The sequence below is a fragment of the Prochlorococcus marinus subsp. marinus str. CCMP1375 genome, assembly GCF_000007925.1.
Classification (GTDB): domain Bacteria; phylum Cyanobacteriota; class Cyanobacteriia; order PCC-6307; family Cyanobiaceae; genus Prochlorococcus_E; species Prochlorococcus_E marinus.
In genome coordinates this window covers 1,332,139-1,346,282 of sequence record NC_005042.1, presented here as the reverse complement: position 1 = coordinate 1,346,282, position 14,144 = coordinate 1,332,139, and the positions used below count along the sequence as shown (strand labels likewise).

20 protein-coding genes and 1 tRNA gene are annotated in these 14,144 nt (G+C 36.1%); 12 read left to right on the top strand and 9 right to left on the bottom strand.

Going from position 1 to position 14,144, the window contains the following annotated elements; translation table 11 throughout:
* Nucleotides 1-88 precede the first annotated feature (88 nt).
* From PRO_RS07150 to PRO_RS07125, 6 genes are all read left to right on the top strand, one after another.
* A complete protein-coding gene (locus PRO_RS07150) occupies nucleotides 89-817 on the top strand; it encodes a type 1 glutamine amidotransferase (RefSeq protein ID WP_011125602.1) in 729 nt (242 codons plus the stop codon).
* Nucleotides 818-1,032: 215 nt separating this feature from the next.
* The gene (locus PRO_RS07145; protein WP_011125601.1) at nucleotides 1,033-2,118 is read left to right on the top strand and encodes a chlorophyll a/b binding light-harvesting protein; all 1,086 of its coding nucleotides are present in this window, start codon (nucleotides 1,033-1,035) and stop codon (nucleotides 2,116-2,118) included.
* Nucleotides 2,119-2,135: 17 nt separating this feature from the next.
* A complete protein-coding gene (locus tag PRO_RS07140; protein WP_011125600.1) occupies nucleotides 2,136-2,354 on the top strand; it encodes a hypothetical protein in 219 nt (72 codons plus the stop codon).
* Nucleotides 2,355-2,840: 486 nt separating this feature from the next.
* On the top strand, nucleotides 2,841-3,323 hold the full coding sequence (locus PRO_RS07135) for a hypothetical protein (protein ID WP_011125599.1): 483 nt from the start codon (nucleotides 2,841-2,843) through the stop codon (nucleotides 3,321-3,323).
* 101 nt (nucleotides 3,324-3,424) lie between these two features.
* Nucleotides 3,425-4,072 carry a methyltransferase domain-containing protein gene (locus PRO_RS07130; protein ID WP_011125598.1) on the top strand — a complete coding sequence of 216 codons (648 nt, stop codon included), beginning with the start codon at nucleotides 3,425-3,427 and terminating at the stop codon, nucleotides 4,070-4,072.
* 159 nt (nucleotides 4,073-4,231) lie between these two features.
* Nucleotides 4,232-4,381 carry a hypothetical protein gene (locus tag PRO_RS07125; RefSeq protein ID WP_164923239.1) on the top strand — a complete coding sequence of 50 codons (150 nt, stop codon included), beginning with the start codon at nucleotides 4,232-4,234 and terminating at the stop codon, nucleotides 4,379-4,381.
* 29 nt (nucleotides 4,382-4,410) lie between these two features.
* Here PRO_RS07125 and PRO_RS07120 read toward each other — a convergent pair whose 3' ends face one another.
* Both PRO_RS07120 and PRO_RS07115 read right to left on the bottom strand, forming a co-directional pair.
* The gene (locus PRO_RS07120) at nucleotides 4,411-4,704 is read right to left on the bottom strand and encodes a SemiSWEET transporter (RefSeq protein ID WP_011125597.1); all 294 of its coding nucleotides are present in this window, start codon (nucleotides 4,702-4,704) and stop codon (nucleotides 4,411-4,413) included.
* 313 nt (nucleotides 4,705-5,017) lie between these two features.
* Nucleotides 5,018-5,536 carry an adenine phosphoribosyltransferase gene (locus tag PRO_RS07115; protein ID WP_011125596.1) on the bottom strand — a complete coding sequence of 173 codons (519 nt, stop codon included), beginning with the start codon at nucleotides 5,534-5,536 and terminating at the stop codon, nucleotides 5,018-5,020.
* 218 nt (nucleotides 5,537-5,754) lie between these two features.
* Here PRO_RS07115 and PRO_RS09415 point away from each other — a divergent pair, with 218 nt between their 5' ends.
* Nucleotides 5,755-5,907, top strand: coding sequence for a hypothetical protein (locus PRO_RS09415; protein WP_036891931.1), 153 nt, complete (start codon nucleotides 5,755-5,757; stop codon nucleotides 5,905-5,907).
* A 112-nt stretch (nucleotides 5,908-6,019) separates the two neighbouring features.
* On the opposite strand, the gene PRO_RS09410 is transcribed toward PRO_RS09415, so the two are convergent.
* Nucleotides 6,020-6,187, bottom strand: coding sequence for a hypothetical protein (locus tag PRO_RS09410; protein WP_011125594.1), 168 nt, complete (start codon nucleotides 6,185-6,187; stop codon nucleotides 6,020-6,022).
* Nucleotides 6,188-6,404: 217 nt separating this feature from the next.
* On the bottom strand, nucleotides 6,405-6,587 hold the full coding sequence (locus tag PRO_RS07110) for a hypothetical protein (RefSeq protein WP_011125593.1): 183 nt from the start codon (nucleotides 6,585-6,587) through the stop codon (nucleotides 6,405-6,407).
* Nucleotides 6,588-6,664: 77 nt separating this feature from the next.
* On the opposite strand from PRO_RS07110, the gene PRO_RS07105 reads away from it, so the two are divergent.
* Complete coding sequence (locus PRO_RS07105) at nucleotides 6,665-7,066, top strand: DUF1499 domain-containing protein (RefSeq protein ID WP_225866383.1); 402 nt, start codon at nucleotides 6,665-6,667, stop codon at nucleotides 7,064-7,066.
* 30 nt (nucleotides 7,067-7,096) lie between these two features.
* Here PRO_RS07105 and PRO_RS07100 read toward each other — a convergent pair whose 3' ends face one another.
* The 5 genes from PRO_RS07100 to PRO_RS07080 all read right to left on the bottom strand — a co-directional run bounded on the left by PRO_RS07100 (nucleotide 7,097) and on the right by PRO_RS07080 (nucleotide 10,470).
* Complete coding sequence (locus tag PRO_RS07100; RefSeq protein WP_011125591.1) at nucleotides 7,097-7,411, bottom strand: hypothetical protein; 315 nt, start codon at nucleotides 7,409-7,411, stop codon at nucleotides 7,097-7,099.
* 140 nt (nucleotides 7,412-7,551) lie between these two features.
* Entirely contained in the window at nucleotides 7,552-8,964 is a 1,413-nt protein-coding gene (gene murD, locus PRO_RS07095; RefSeq protein WP_011125590.1) for a UDP-N-acetylmuramoyl-L-alanine--D-glutamate ligase, read from the bottom strand.
* Between the two features lie 6 nt (nucleotides 8,965-8,970).
* Nucleotides 8,971-9,042, bottom strand: a tRNA-Val gene (locus PRO_RS07090).
* A 79-nt stretch (nucleotides 9,043-9,121) separates the two neighbouring features.
* Complete coding sequence (locus PRO_RS07085; protein ID WP_011125589.1) at nucleotides 9,122-9,910, bottom strand: photosystem II S4 domain protein; 789 nt, start codon at nucleotides 9,908-9,910, stop codon at nucleotides 9,122-9,124.
* Nucleotides 9,907-10,470, bottom strand: coding sequence for a hypothetical protein (locus PRO_RS07080; RefSeq protein WP_011125588.1), 564 nt, complete (start codon nucleotides 10,468-10,470; stop codon nucleotides 9,907-9,909). Before PRO_RS07080 ends, PRO_RS07085 begins: the two co-directional genes overlap by 4 nt.
* A gap of 100 nt (nucleotides 10,471-10,570) precedes the next feature.
* Here PRO_RS07080 and serA point away from each other — a divergent pair, with 100 nt between their 5' ends.
* The 4 genes from serA to PRO_RS07060 all read left to right on the top strand — a co-directional run bounded on the left by serA (nucleotide 10,571) and on the right by PRO_RS07060 (nucleotide 14,058).
* Nucleotides 10,571-12,157: a phosphoglycerate dehydrogenase gene (serA, locus tag PRO_RS07075; protein ID WP_011125587.1), complete on the top strand. Its 1,587-nt coding sequence runs from the start codon at nucleotides 10,571-10,573 to the stop codon at nucleotides 12,155-12,157.
* Between the two features lie 25 nt (nucleotides 12,158-12,182).
* Nucleotides 12,183-13,097: a 50S ribosomal protein L11 methyltransferase gene (prmA, locus tag PRO_RS07070; protein ID WP_011125586.1), complete on the top strand. Its 915-nt coding sequence runs from the start codon at nucleotides 12,183-12,185 to the stop codon at nucleotides 13,095-13,097.
* 166 nt (nucleotides 13,098-13,263) lie between these two features.
* A complete protein-coding gene (locus PRO_RS07065) occupies nucleotides 13,264-13,563 on the top strand; it encodes a ferredoxin (RefSeq protein WP_011125585.1) in 300 nt (99 codons plus the stop codon).
* Between the two features lie 150 nt (nucleotides 13,564-13,713).
* Nucleotides 13,714-14,058 carry a hypothetical protein gene (locus PRO_RS07060; RefSeq protein WP_036892005.1) on the top strand — a complete coding sequence of 115 codons (345 nt, stop codon included), beginning with the start codon at nucleotides 13,714-13,716 and terminating at the stop codon, nucleotides 14,056-14,058.
* The last annotated feature ends 86 nt before the right edge of the window (nucleotides 14,059-14,144 follow it).

The window sequence follows — 14,144 nt, the reverse complement described above, 5'->3', positions numbered from 1 at the left end:
AGCATTTGATTTGATAATTTTTTCTTTTTTAATTTCAACAAATGATTGATTACTAATGAAGCTTTTAAGTTGGTTTTATTTGTTTTAGATGTTCAGATTAGTAGTTCTTCAACATTTGGGAAGAGAAGGACCTGGATTGTTTGCCAAAGTGGCTCTTCAACGTGGGATGAATGTGATTATTTGCCGATTAGATTTAGGAGACGCAGTCCCTGACTTATTAGAAGAGGATGTTTTATTAATACTGGGAGGTCCTATGGGCCTTCGAGATATGAATAATGATAATTACCCATGGCTTCTTAAGGAGATCAGTTTATTGCAGGTTGCTTTGCAGAAAAAAATACCGGTAATCGGCGTTTGCTTGGGGGCTCAGCTTTTGGCATATGCTGCAGGAGGTAAAGTGGAGCGATTAACTCTAGGAAAGAACAAAAAAGAAGGGTTAGAAGTTGGGTGGGGTTCAATTTATTTCATTAATGCAAATAATCCATTTAACTTTTCAGGTGATTTAAGACCAAAGGTTTTGCATTGGCATGGAGACAGAATTATTTTGCCTGAGGGGGCCCAATTAATTGCTAGTAGCGATATTTGTGCAGAACAGTTTTTTTGTATTCCGCCTTGCTCGTATGGCATTCAGTTTCATGTTGAGATTGAAGAACATATTTTTTCTCAATGGATCTCAGAAGATAAAGAGTTTATTCAAAAGGCATTTGGCGATAAGGCCTCTACTATTTTAAAGCAGCAACAAAAGAAGTTTGGTGCGCAGACTTTAAATCATCGTATTAATTTCATAGATAAATTGTATGAGGTTTTAGAACTTTAGATATAGGTCTTGCCCATAGCTGAGCAATTTGATTTAAGTAATCCAAGATTTCTTTGGCTAGGTTTTCTTCAATTATCCCAAGAAAAAGAGTCATAGCCTTTAAGTCGAATCATTTTTATGTTATTCATCTTTTTTACGGATGTTGAACTACTTACCCTTCATTCGCAAAATGACTGTAATCTCTGGGAAGTTTTTAAAATACTTTTCTAAAACCTATGCAAACCTATGGAAATCCAGACCCCACTTACGGGTGGTGGGTTGGTAACTCTGTAGTAACCAACAAGTCAAGTCGATTTATAGGCTCACATGTTGCGCATACAGGATTAATTGCTTTTACAGCTGGTGCAAACACCCTATGGGAACTTGCACGCTTCAACCCAGATATCCCAATGGGACATCAAGGGATGGTGAGTATCCCTCATTTAGCTTCCTTGGGTATTGGTTTTGACCAAGCAGGAGCTTGGACAGGTCAAGATGTTGCCTTCGTTGGTATTTTTCATCTGATTTGCTCATTCGTTTATGCACTTGCTGGACTTTTACACTCAGTTATCTTTAGTGAAGATACTCAGAATTCTTCAGGTTTATTTGCTGATGGTCGTCCTGAGCACCGTCAAGCAGCTAGGTTTAAGCTTGAATGGGACAATCCAGACAACCAAACATTTATCCTTGGCCATCACCTTGTCTTTTTTGGTGTTGCCAATATATGGTTTGTTGAATGGGCCAGAGTTCATGGAATCTACGACCCTGCTATAGAGGCGATTCGTCAGGTTAATTACAACCTTGACCTTACTCAGATTTGGAATCATCAATTTGATTTCATTCAGATAGACAGCCTTGAGGATGTAATGGGTGGCCATGCTTTCTTAGCTTTTTTCCAGATTGGAGGTGGTGCATTCCATATTGCAACTAAGCAAATTGGTACTTATACCAACTTCAAAGGTGCTGGATTGCTTTCAGCAGAAGCAGTTCTCTCTTGGTCTTTAGCTGGTATCGGTTGGATGGCGATTATTGCAGCCTTCTGGTGTGCAACTAATACAACTGTTTATCCAGAAGCTTGGTATGGCGAGACTTTACAGCTTAAGTTTGGCATCTCTCCTTATTGGATAGATACAGGGAACATGGATGGAGTGGTTACTGGGCACACCTCACGTGCTTGGTTAAGTAATGTACATTACTATTTGGGATTCTTCTTTATTCAAGGTCACCTATGGCATGCAATTCGTGCAATGGGCTTTGATTTCAGGAAAGTTACAAGCGCAGTAGCCAACTTGGATAATTCACGGATCACCTTGTCTGACTAAAACTACTTACCCTCGATATGATTGATTTCTCGCATTTGCTGGATTTCGCAACTCAGCTGCCTCATCCATCAGATTTAGGCTTAGTAAAGCCATCAGGTGGGTTCCAATTGCTACCAGTAGTATTTGGAATTCTTGCCATAATTCAAGTCTCTCAATTCCATTGGTATGCAAGAGACTGTAACGATCCAGAAAAGTTTGAAGGAACGGAACGTCAAAAATTATCAGGGAGATCCTGAAAAACGTTTTCAACTCTAAAACTTTTTTAGCTGTATTTAAAAGATTTAATCTTTTAAGCCTCGTCATTTTGACGAGGCTTTTTTATTAGCTTCAAAGTAAAAGAACTTGGCTTGTCTGACTTTTCCCCTTTTTATCTCAACTGTGTATAAATGCCTGAGTTATTACTCTTATAGACAGAAAACTCATATTGGCTTAGAAGTAAAAAGAGCCTATATGGATTATTTATTTCACTTATTAAAGTGAAAAAGTGCCTACCACCGGCTCGGGGGCTATCTTTTGAACCGCATCTGGGCCCCCTCAATCAATTACAAGGTATGAGATTATGAACTATTCAACTCATTTTGCACCTCTTTTAATTGGTCTAACCCTAGGTTGGTTTGTAATGCAAGGACTTCGTGAATTATTTAAAGAGGCTTCGATGATTTTGGTAAAAAAATAAGATAAAGAATCTGTATGTTTGTATGATTTTGTAGAATAAATTTTGAATGGATTCTTCTTTCATTAAAAAGATTTCTCCTTTACATGATTACTGGAGATCAAGTCAGAATGATGAAGATGAAAAAGAAAGGCTATTAAAGGCTAATCCTAAAAGTAAAGCCTCTGATTTATTTATAAAAGAGCCATATAAGTGGGAGAATCTTTTTCAAAGTATTTCTCGTGAGATCATTAATGGTGATTCTGACTCTGTCCGTGGAATGAAAATATTGCTTAGTACAATCTCTTTTAGTGAAAGAAAAAAGATACTACAGTCCTTCAAGGATGAAAATTGTTTTGATAAATCTATTTTAGACGAATTAGATTCATTAGAATTGACAGCGGTTTCAAAGAAGAAAGATTTACTTAGATTTTTGAGAATATTGTTTGCCATTTTCACAAATCCCTATGGGATAGTGATTAAGAGAGAAAAAAAACATATTTATGAGAAAACTGGTTCTTTTATAAATAATTTAATGAGGAATACATTTTAGTCTCTACATGGCTTTTATATTTTTAAATGAATTGCACTTTTGCAAGTTACCATATAGCGTAAGTTTAGACTGTCCGTAGTTATTTTAGGCATCTTTTATAAATGAGTGTCAATGTTTTAACTGATATAGAAAGGGTCAAGGAAGATAGTACAGATGACTCTATCTTTTATGCTCAACCTAGATTTGTCACTCATTTAGATGATTTATTCCTTAAAGAACTAACAGATCTATATAGGAAAAGAATCTCTAAGGATTCAATCATACTGGATTTAATGTCTAGTTGGATTAGTCATTTACCCAAAGAGGTTAAATATAAAAGAGTTATTGGCCATGGTCTTAATCAAATTGAACTGGAGCGAAATGATCGATTGGATTCTTATTGGGTTCAGAATCTAAATATTAAGCAAAAATTACCTTTAGAAGATTCCTCTATAGATGTTTGTCTAATGGTAGCGGCTTGGCAGTACTTACAATATCCTGAAGAACTTGCATTTGATTTAAAACGTATTATTAAACCTAAGGGCAAACTTATAGTGTCTTTTTCAAATAGGGCGTTTTGGTCAAAAGCACCTCTTGTATGGACTCAAGGGTCAGATTTAGATCATATTAATTACATTAAAAATGTTTTAGTTAAACAAGGTTGGGCTGAGCCAGAGGTAATTGTAAAGGTTCCTAAAAAGGAGGGTTTCCTAGGATTTTTAGGAGCAGGAGGAGATCCTTTCTTTTCAGTAATAGCATCCAACATTTAGTATTACTATTAACCCTTTTCCTTGTCAAAGATAATGAGATTGATGTAAGCATTAGATCTAATAGAATGTTTATATGGCTTTCAATTACTTAACGAATTAATAATAGAGGCTTGCTTGTGTAGGTTTTATTTGCTTTGGTTTAATTGATTCTTTTTAAATATGAGTACTGCAATAGAATTATTTGATGATTCTCTGTTAGGTGGGGCGGCTATGTCCTTAGATGACTTGAAAATAGTTGAGTCTCAAGAGATAAGGTGGCTTTTTGTCGGCCAAGAATCTGAGAAGGATGAATTTAATAGTCAAAACTAAATCACGTATACTTATTATAATATAAAATCTTAGTCCTTATTAACAATGCTATTTTCTCGGCTGTCAAATATAAATTTTAGGATTAATATTGCAAGACCAAGAAAAAAAGTAATCACATTAAATAAAATTACTGGTAATGAATGAATTCCCCAACCATAGATTTCCCATAAGACTATTCCTAATATAAACATAATAAACATTACATAGGATATATCTTTTGCAGACTTGGAATTCCATACTTTTAATAGCTGTGGAACGAAAGCAATTGTTGTTAAAGTGCCTGCTACTAATCCTAATAAATCCATAGAGTTAATAGCTTCCATAGACTGCTCCTTTTCTATAACAATACGTTTTTAGTAGCTTCCTCTTAACCAATTGGGAAATAATGTATTAATAATCAATGGTTTGTGCTGTAAAAAAAATTACCTTCTTGAAATTCCAATTCATTCAAGAGATTTTCTTCCGAGTTAATGGTTGTTAATGTATGTCTTATTCGTGATATTGTGCTATTTCTAATAAGTTCCAATAGAGTATTTGCTTAATTTTTTTAAGGCGTTAGATTAAGAACTCTATTTTAGAATAATAACCTTAGACTATTTATCATCCCTTGAATTCAACTTTGTAGTTAGCTTGAATCTAAAGTGTTAATGTTGAATATATAGGGAAATCTAATTTTTCTCTAGCTTTTAAAGCAAGTAGCTCAATTACTACACAAGCTCCGGAAATATTTTTATTGTGAGAAGTTAATAGACTTTTAACACAGTTTATGGTTCCACCAGTTGCTAGTACGTCGTCTATAATGGCAAAATTCTTGAATTCATTTAACGATTCTTTTTGAATCGATAAACTATTTTCTCCATACTCTAAGTTGTAAGTACTTGATAAGATTGGACCAGGTAGTTTCCCAGCCTTTCTTGCTAGTATTAGGGGTTTCGAAAGTTTAAGTGATATACAAGACCCAAATAAAAATCCTCTAGCATCTATTGATATAATTGCATCTGAGGAGTTTAATATTTCAGATTTTGCCATTTCTTCTATTAACTCTTGATATAGATCAGGCTTACAAAATATAGGGGAGATGTCATGGAAAAGTATTCCCTTTTTAGGGAAGTCTGAATAACTTCGAATAGCTTCTTTCAGCTTTGATCCGATCATTTCGATCCCTTATTAAAATTCAATGAACTAATATACTTTGAAATCATTTGATTCATGCATTCAATCTTTTTTCTTAGTATTGGATGATTGTCACAGTGAATACTTAAAGCGTCAATATGATGGTAGTAATTAATGCTTAGGTACTTTATCTATGGTAACTAATTCGTCACATCATCACTAAGTTATGCTAAAGATATAGCCTAAGTTTGTGCGAACACATGTCTAGTTCTAAGGATCACTCTAATTTTGTTGATGAAACAGACGCAATTGACTCTTATTTTGAATGCATAACGGCATGTAGTCTTGGAGATGAAGGTACGGAGTGTGTAACCCAATGCTTAGAGGTACATCTGAAGTCAACCATTGATTAACTCCTTAGCAAGATTCAGTTAGTTGAGTTTTAAATATTAATCATTAACGCATCTTGGCAAAATATCTTTAAAGCTCATAATCGTTTTTATGGTTTCCCTCCTGTTGATTTGATTAGTTATCTTTCTTTCCTTTGCCTTGAAAGTAATTAGAAATAATTCCATATAAAGCTCCAAATGCCCAGGAGCCAACTAATAACCCTAAAACAACAAGAGCTATTGAAATGGCAGAAACTCCAGCATCATTAGGTCCATAGTGGATGGCAGGGTCGAAGGGGTCCATGTCAGTAAGTAATTAGCCAAGGTCTTAGAAGACTTTTAATGCCTCATGAGAAATTGTTCAGAGAACTTGGGTGTTTTGTAAGTCTAGAGGTAATCCTCAAGGGTTTTGCAATAAGTTTGTTTTATTACGCTTTAAGATAGATTTTTGGAAAATTATGCAGAGTATTGGCTATGCAAGTCTTCGTAAAGGGTATTAGAGAAATTCGAAAGAGAAAACTCTAGATTGCAATTCTATCTTCTGATTCCAATTGAGGGCATTCAGTTATGTCTCTTAGATATCTCTTTCTTTGGCCACTTCCTTCAACTTCTACATGCCATCCACAGGAAAGTCTGTGATCTATTTCCTCAAAGTTGATTTGGCTTATAAACCTTTTAGAAGGCCTTCTTTTAGAGATTTCCATATTTTCTTATACTTAATTAAGTATAATTTGTCAACTCTTCCTATTAGAAGCATCGCTTTCTTTAGACCTTGACTTTAATGAAGCAAATTATTATTCCTCTTTATTTAATTATATTATTAGTCACAGGAACTAGTGATTCAATGGCCTTATCTAAACCGGATAATCTTTCTGAATGTTTGATTTCAACTAATTGTGTAAGAGTGGAATGGTCTTTTCGAAATATTAATCAAGCCTATGAAAAGCTAATACAGATTTCCTCAGATTTACCTAGAGTCACGGTTATTGAGAGTGATAAAGATTATTGGCATGGAATTGTGAGGAGCTTTGTTTTTAGATTCCCAGATGATCTTGAGATTCTTCGAATTCCTTCAAAAAACATAATACAAGTCAGATCAGCTTCTAGAATAGGTTTGGGTGATCTTGGAGTTAACCAAAAAAGAGTAAATGAATTGTTCTCCAAATTGAATCAGTCTATATAGAAAGATTCTTTTTTGATTAGGTATAAAAATTTAATCTTCAGATTGTGATGCTTTTAATGCTTGTATTGCCATGTTTATATGTGCTTCCATAGCTCCTAGAGCAAGCAATGCATTTGGTTCTTTCAAAGTTGATAAATATTCTTTATCGCTACGAATATTTTTAATTAGTTCATTACTCACTGACAACCAATGCTCTAGCGATTTCTCAAGCTTGCTTTCTAGCTCTAATGATTGATTTTCATTTTCAGTGTCTTTTAACCCTTGTAAATCTTTCTTGGCATTACATAGAAGTTTGTTGAGCTTTTTATAGCCTATAGATTCTGGGATTGGAGGGGTTTCATTCACAATCATCAACTAGTCTGGTTTAAATATATCTTTAAATAATAGATTTTGCTACTTCAGATTTGGAGTGATCACCGTCCAATATGAATTGTGCTTGAAGATTTTATTATATTTCTTGTAGAAGTTAGCCAAGGAAGTATCTTTTATAATTTGTAATTGATTGAAGATTCCTTTATTAGTTTTTTAAAATGATCACCTCTTTCCTCGAAATTACTATATTGATCGAAGCTTGCGCAACCCGGTGAGAATAGTATGCTTTTTGCCCTAAATTTTACACCAAGTTTTATTGCTTTATCTACAGCTTTGTCTAGCTTTTCGTAGCACACAATTTCCCCTCTAAAACCATGGCTTTTAATTAAATGTTGTAATTTAACTCTGCTTTCCCCAATAAGTATAACAGCACATACTTTCTCTTTAATTTGATTAATCCAATCAAGATAAATGCCTTGCTTCGATAGTCCACCCGCTATAAGTATTACAGGAGCTGAAGTTGCCTTGAGGCCTATTTCTGCAGAGTCGAAATTGGTAGCTTTGCTGTCATTAAAGATGTCTATGTCTATTATTTTATCAACCTTTTCAAGTCTATGAGTTATCCCTGCGAAACTAATTAAGGCATTTTCTATTGCCATTCCGGACAGACCAATTTTTCTTGCAGCAGCTGAGACTAAAAGAAGGTTTTGTAAATTATGATCTCCTGGTAATTGAAGTGCTGAAGAGTGAAATAATTCATTTCCTTGTTCTATTACCATTCCATTTGATGATATCCAAAAATCCAATTGATTTATATTTGAATTATATTTTTGAGCGCTAACCCATAATCCCTTGGGAAGATTTAATCGGTTTTTTGATAAATATTTATCATCAGCATTATATATTCGGATTGATGAGTTTGCGATGAGTGTTCTTTTGATGGCAAAGTAATTCTCTAGAGACCCATGTCTTTCTAGGTGATCGGGAGTCAAAGTAGTCCATATTCCTATTTCTGGAGATATCTCAGGAGCAGTTTCTATTTGATAACTACTGAGTTCCATGATCAGCCATTTTGGCTTGTGTTTAGTCGATTTTCTTAGAGCTAAAGCAATTTCGGTAGCTGCCTTACCTACATTTCCACCAATTGTTGATTCAATAAAACTGTTGTTAAGAACATGGTTGAGCATGTGAGTGACTGTAGTTTTACCATTAGTTCCTGTAATGCCTACCCAAGGAGTATTTTTTAGCGCTCTCCAAGCAAGGTTGATTTCAGATTCAACAATTATTCCTCTTTTTCTTAGTTGATTAAGGGTTGGATGATCCCAAGGAATTCCAGGACTAACGATTACTAAAGCAAGTTTTTCTAGAATTGGTTGAAAGCTTGAAAAATTTAGAGGGACACCAAGGTTTACTTTTATCCCTTCCTTTTCCAAATTTCCAGATAATTTCCCAAAGGATGCTTTCTTAGACGATTCAAATATTTGGACTTTTTCACCTTGATCGTTTAGATACCTGGCGGCGGCCACGCCTGAACGCCCCAAGCCAATGGCTACGGTTATTGGAGGTGGATTCTCAAATTCTTTCACAGGGAATGGGCGATACTGGAATCGAACCAGTGACTCCTACCGTGTCAAGGTAGTGCTCTACCTCTGAGCTAATCGCCCGAAATTAAAGCCATTAAATTTATGGCTCAAATTTAAGGCTCTTATACAAATAAGCTAGCAGTAAAGGCTTTAAGAGTTTTTATTTTCTTATTAATTCCACTCTCCATCTATCTTTTTTAGTGATCTCAAGATTAAGTACTTCTATACTTCCTTTCCCTTCAAGGTCAACCCGATCTCCTATTGTCAGTGCACGACTAGCATTATTTATTGTGTGCCAGTTTAGCCTTACTCTTCCTTCTCTAATTTGAGAAATGATTTTAGCCCTTGAAATCCCAAAACCTGCAGAAGCAATAGCATCCAATCTTTTTGAAGCTTCAACTGATGTAATTTTTTTAGGGTTACGTTGAAAAGGAATTCTAAGGTCTGTTAGGTCGATTGATTTGTATTTGATTTCTACATCTCTTATAAAGCCTTGATTGTTTTGGAGAAGCTTTAATGCTTCTGGAGTGCACATTGCTTGGGCGCCTCTATCCCCTGTAATCCAAAGGTCACCAATTTCCTCTGCTTTGACACCAGTTTCAGCTATAGACTGGCGGAAATCTTCAGGCTCAGTTCTATCAAATAAGAAATTACCTTCAATTTTAATAGCTTTGATTGGTACATTCTCATCATTCAAGAAGGTTTCATTTTGCTGTCTTTGTAAGAGAATTCTTTTCCGTTCAGCATTGGGATAACCGCCATTTGAGGAATAAGAGATATCTGCAATCTCTTTAAAAACGTTTTTTATTTCTTCCTGAACTGGAGCACTAAGAAATGATGTCCAAATGGGAGTCCAAGTCTTTAGAACATGTTCGGTTTCGATAAGAAGTTGTTCTATTTTTTTAGGATAGATACAACCTTTTAGAAGCTTTTTTCTAGAAAGTTTCAAGTTACATTTAGATTGACTATTTCTATTGGTTCGATTTCTTTAATTAATTGCCATGGCACTTCAATTTCAAAAGGGGTTTCTAGAACAACTAGCCAGAGTCCTTGCTCATTGCGTTTCCGAAGACTTTTAAGTTCATCCTCAGAAGTATTTACACTCCTAGCGGCAAAAAAACTTCCTATCCATCCAGAAGTCATGCCAAGAAGACCTCCTGTAAATGTTTCTCCCAAAGGATTTATGCCAAACTTAGAGAAGGTGTTCAGATTTGTCATCCCCGCGAAGGTTAAACCAGCTATAAATCCAAAAGGCATTAACCATAGGGACATTTTTTTTTGCCGTTCTTTTTGAGAAAGCTTTGGATTAAATAATTTCACATCTTTGAACTTGAACGTCTTTGGTAGTCCATCCTTTAATTGTTTTGGAGGGTCTTTAGGATTGACTTTGTCTTTCGCAGATGGCTCTATGACTTGAAAATTTGTTATTAGGGTTGAGTTGGATTTTAATTTCTCCAAAAGTTCATATGCTGTTTCTTGGTCTTTTAGTACAAGGATGCAAGTGGCCACAAAAACTGTCCTCAATTGTTTAAATTCTGACCTATTTGATAGAAAACGGATCAGTAACCTTTTGCTTATTAAAGTTTACTCAGGCATAGTTTCGCCTTAAATGACAAAAGTTCTAGTTTCAGACCCAATAGACCATGCGGGCATAGACATCCTGAGTCAAGTCTCTCAGGTTGATCAACGTTTAGGTCTTTCATCCAATCAGCTAAAAGAAATTATAGGAGACTATGAAGCTTTAATGATTCGTTCAGGTACTCAAGTCAATTCTGAAATTATTGAGGCTGGAGTCAATTTAAAGATTATAGGTAGGGCTGGTGTTGGTGTAGATAATGTTGACGTTCCTGCCGCTACGAAGCGTGGAGTGATCGTTGTAAATTCTCCTGGAGGCAATACTATTGCTGCTGCTGAGCATGCTCTTGCTTTACTCTTGTCTCTATCAAGGAATATTCCTCAAGCACATTTAAGTACTATCTCGGGAAAGTGGGATAGAAAGAAATTTGTTGGTAACGAACTTTATAAGAAAATTTTAGGAGTGGTGGGCCTTGGGAAAATCGGCTCTCATGTTGCAAAGGTTGCAAATGCCATGGGAATGGATGTTATGGCTTTTGATCCTTTTGTTTCTGCAGAACGAGCTTTACAGATGCAGGTAAGACTTAGTTCTATAGATGATCTTTTTAAAGAGGCTGACTTCATAACTCTTCATTTGCCTAGGACTTCAGAAACAGAAAATCTAGTTGACGCTAAATTGCTTTCCTCTATGAAGCAAAATGCGAGATTGGTTAATTGTGCTAGAGGCGGAATAATTGATGAAACTGCACTTGCAGAGGCATTGAATTCTAATGTTATTGGTGGTGCTGCTTTAGATGTATATTCTCAAGAGCCTTTGAAGAATGACTCTCCATTATTGAATGTTAAAAATAATCTGATCCTTACACCTCATTTAGGGGCATCTACTGCAGAAGCCCAACAGAATGTTGCTATAGATGTTGCAGAACAAATTAGAGATGTTCTTTTAGGCCTTCCTGCAAGAAGTGCTGTGAATATACCAGGCCTTTCAGCAGAAATAATGGATAGTCTTAAACCTCATTTGCAACTTGCTGAATCACTTGGTTTATTAGCCAGTCAAGTTTCAGGAGGTCAGATTCAGAAAATTGAAGTCAAGCTTCAAGGTGAATTTTCCCAACATCCTTCCCAGCCATTGGTAATAGCAACCTTGAAAGGATTGCTTTCTAGTGCCCTTGGCAACAGGATTAATTACGTCAATGCTTCTTTAGAAGCCCAAGGTAGAGGAATAAGTGTTGAGGAAGTGAAAGATGAAGCCAGCCCTGATTTCCCAGGAGGTTCACTACAGCTAAGAACCTTTGCGGACAAAGGTACTAATAGTGTGACTGGAACAGTTTTAGCTGATGGGGAATTGCGAATTTCTAGCATTGATGAATTTCCAATCAATGTTTCTCCTAGCAGGTACATGCTTTTTACAAGACATCGAGATATGCCAGGCATTATTGGGAAATTAGGTTCATTACTTGGGACTCATAATGTCAACATTGCAGCTATGCAGGTTGGAAGAAGAATAGTTAGAGGAGAGGCTGTAATGGTTTTGAGTATTGATGATCCAATCCCATCAGAACTTTTGACCTCTATTCTCGCGGTCGAGGGAATTAATCAAGCCCATGCAGTTACCTTTTAATTATTAGTCTTCAGTTTTTAAGGAAGTGATTCAATCAACTGAGTTTTTTTGGTGGAAATTCGAATTAGTTTTCCCCCCTGATGTTGAGGAAAGTTTTTTGTGGTTTTTAAATATGGCTGGAATAAAAAGCTATGCAATTGAAAGATCCCCAGATAATTTGCAAGATCAAACTCTTATGGTTTGGTTGCCTTCCCACGAGTGGTTGAAAAAAGATAGAGAAGAGTTTGAGAATTCTTTGTTGGCTTTGAATAAGGCTTTTCGGGAAGATGTCTTGAATACTAAATGGGAAAAAATTATTGATGAAGATTGGAGCTCGAGCTGGAAGAAGTTTTGGAAGGCAGATCCAGTTGGGTCGAAGATTTTAATTTTGCCTTCTTGGTTAGAGTTGCCTGACATATATTCCAATAGAATTGTTATTAAACTGGACCCAGGTAGTGCATTTGGAACAGGCAGCCATCCAACTACTCGTCTCTGTTTAGAAGATCTTGAACGTAACCCGCCTTTAGGCAAGAAAGTTGTTGATATTGGATGTGGAAGTGGAGTTTTGGGAATAGCTGCAATTAAATTAGGTGCTAAAGAAGTTAGGGCTATTGACATAGATTCTCTAGCTGTAAGAGCGACTTCTGAAAATATAGTGTTGAATAATCTCAGTCAAAAGCAATTAAGTGTTTCTCTTGGATCTATTGAGAATTTGGCGAATCAGTTGAATCCTTTAAGTGCTGATTTACTGATTTGTAATACACTTTCTCCAGTCATTAAGGAGTTGGCACCTTACTTCTTTAAACTTACTCATTCATATAGTCGGCTTTGTTTAAGTGGATTATTGGTTGCTCAAGTTGAGGATATAACGAATTTTCTCTCTATATTGGGTTGGGAGCTAATTGACTCTTATTCCAGCGATAACTGGGCTTTAATACGCCTATGCAGAAATCACCCTTAAAAGCAACCATTGATAAGTCAATCTTATAGGTGAATGCTTTTTGATTGGCTTGATTGTTATTTTTGACAATTGAGAGCCACATTTGACCCAATACAGTGTAAAAAGGGTTCATCTCGAGGTAATATTTTTTACCTCCAATTCACAAAGTCCCCCTCTTGTATACCCCATGGCTTCTTATAAAGTCACCCTCGTAAGCGAAAGTGAGGGTTTGAATCAAACCATTGAGGTCCCTGATGATCAGTACATTCTCGATGCTGCAGAGGAGCAAGGGATTGATCTCCCTTATTCATGTAGAGCAGGTGCTTGTTCTACTTGCGCAGGAAAAATAACCTCTGGGAGTGTAGATCAATCTGATCAAAGCTTTTTGGATGATGACCAGCTTGAAGCTGGATTTGTTTTGACTTGTGTCGCTTATCCAACTTCTGACGTGACCATTACAACTCACGCCGAAGAAGAGCTTTACTAACTGTCTGTTTCTTTCAGAAAGTTTTTTTAATACTTGCTAATCAAGCTTAAATCAGTCACTCTCAATGGGTGGCTGATTTTTTTTGATCAAATTTACTGTTATTTATTTGTGAGTCCTGAATCATTTCCCCAAAAAAAGCAAGAAAATATTATGGAACACGGTAGCGTGCATCCTAGTGAGGGAGGACATTTCAGCTATCGTATTGTTGGTCCCTGTTGCAGGCTTTTTGATAGAGAAGAACTTCCTTGGCCTTGTTCTCGCTTGGCTTGGAGGAGTAAAGAGCCAAGCTGGAGGAGGATTGGTAGACGCTTTGTACCTGACATTGCGGCAAGACGGTGCCCATCGTATTCAGTTGATATCCTTCAGCCAGGATCGAAACCAATATCAACAATATTGACCTTTTTTTCAGCAAAATTTAAACCGCCAATGCAGGAGTGGTGGTATAGCAAGCATCCGCGTTCTAAAGAACCTTCAAACCTATACCCTGATTTGTGAGCTCTGCTTAGAATTTTATTTCTTTCAGCTAAAATTGAATGCTTTTCTAAAGAAACTAGTCTGGGTAAGCTTTTTTGACTTTTAGG

Bases quoted from the DNA above. Each gene is read 5' to 3' on its own strand.
- PRO_RS07115 (WP_011125596.1), bottom strand. From the start codon at position 5,536: ATGATCGGATCAAAGCTGAAAGAAGCTATTCGAAGTTATTCAGACTTC.
- PRO_RS07105 (WP_225866383.1), top strand. From the start codon at position 6,665: ATGAAGCAAATTATTATTCCTCTTTATTTAATTATATTATTAGTCACA.
- PRO_RS07120 (WP_011125597.1), bottom strand. From the start codon at position 4,704: ATGGAAGCTATTAACTCTATGGATTTATTAGGATTAGTAGCAGGCACT.
- PRO_RS09410 (WP_011125594.1), bottom strand. From the start codon at position 6,187: ATGGACCCCTTCGACCCTGCCATCCACTATGGACCTAATGATGCTGGA.
- PRO_RS09415 (WP_036891931.1), top strand. From the start codon at position 5,755: ATGTCTAGTTCTAAGGATCACTCTAATTTTGTTGATGAAACAGACGCA.
- PRO_RS07135 (WP_011125599.1), top strand. From the start codon at position 2,841: ATGGATTCTTCTTTCATTAAAAAGATTTCTCCTTTACATGATTACTGG.
- serA (WP_011125587.1), top strand. From the start codon at position 10,571: ATGACAAAAGTTCTAGTTTCAGACCCAATAGACCATGCGGGCATAGAC.
- PRO_RS07130 (WP_011125598.1), top strand. From the start codon at position 3,425: ATGAGTGTCAATGTTTTAACTGATATAGAAAGGGTCAAGGAAGATAGT.
- PRO_RS07150 (WP_011125602.1), top strand. From the start codon at position 89: ATGTTCAGATTAGTAGTTCTTCAACATTTGGGAAGAGAAGGACCTGGA.
- PRO_RS07140 (WP_011125600.1), top strand. From the start codon at position 2,136: ATGATTGATTTCTCGCATTTGCTGGATTTCGCAACTCAGCTGCCTCAT.
- PRO_RS07065 (WP_011125585.1), top strand. From the start codon at position 13,264: ATGGCTTCTTATAAAGTCACCCTCGTAAGCGAAAGTGAGGGTTTGAAT.
- PRO_RS07145 (WP_011125601.1), top strand. From the start codon at position 1,033: ATGCAAACCTATGGAAATCCAGACCCCACTTACGGGTGGTGGGTTGGT.
- PRO_RS07060 (WP_036892005.1), top strand. From the start codon at position 13,714: ATGGAACACGGTAGCGTGCATCCTAGTGAGGGAGGACATTTCAGCTAT.
- PRO_RS07125 (WP_164923239.1), top strand. From the start codon at position 4,232: ATGAGTACTGCAATAGAATTATTTGATGATTCTCTGTTAGGTGGGGCG.
- PRO_RS07110 (WP_011125593.1), bottom strand. From the start codon at position 6,587: ATGGAAATCTCTAAAAGAAGGCCTTCTAAAAGGTTTATAAGCCAAATC.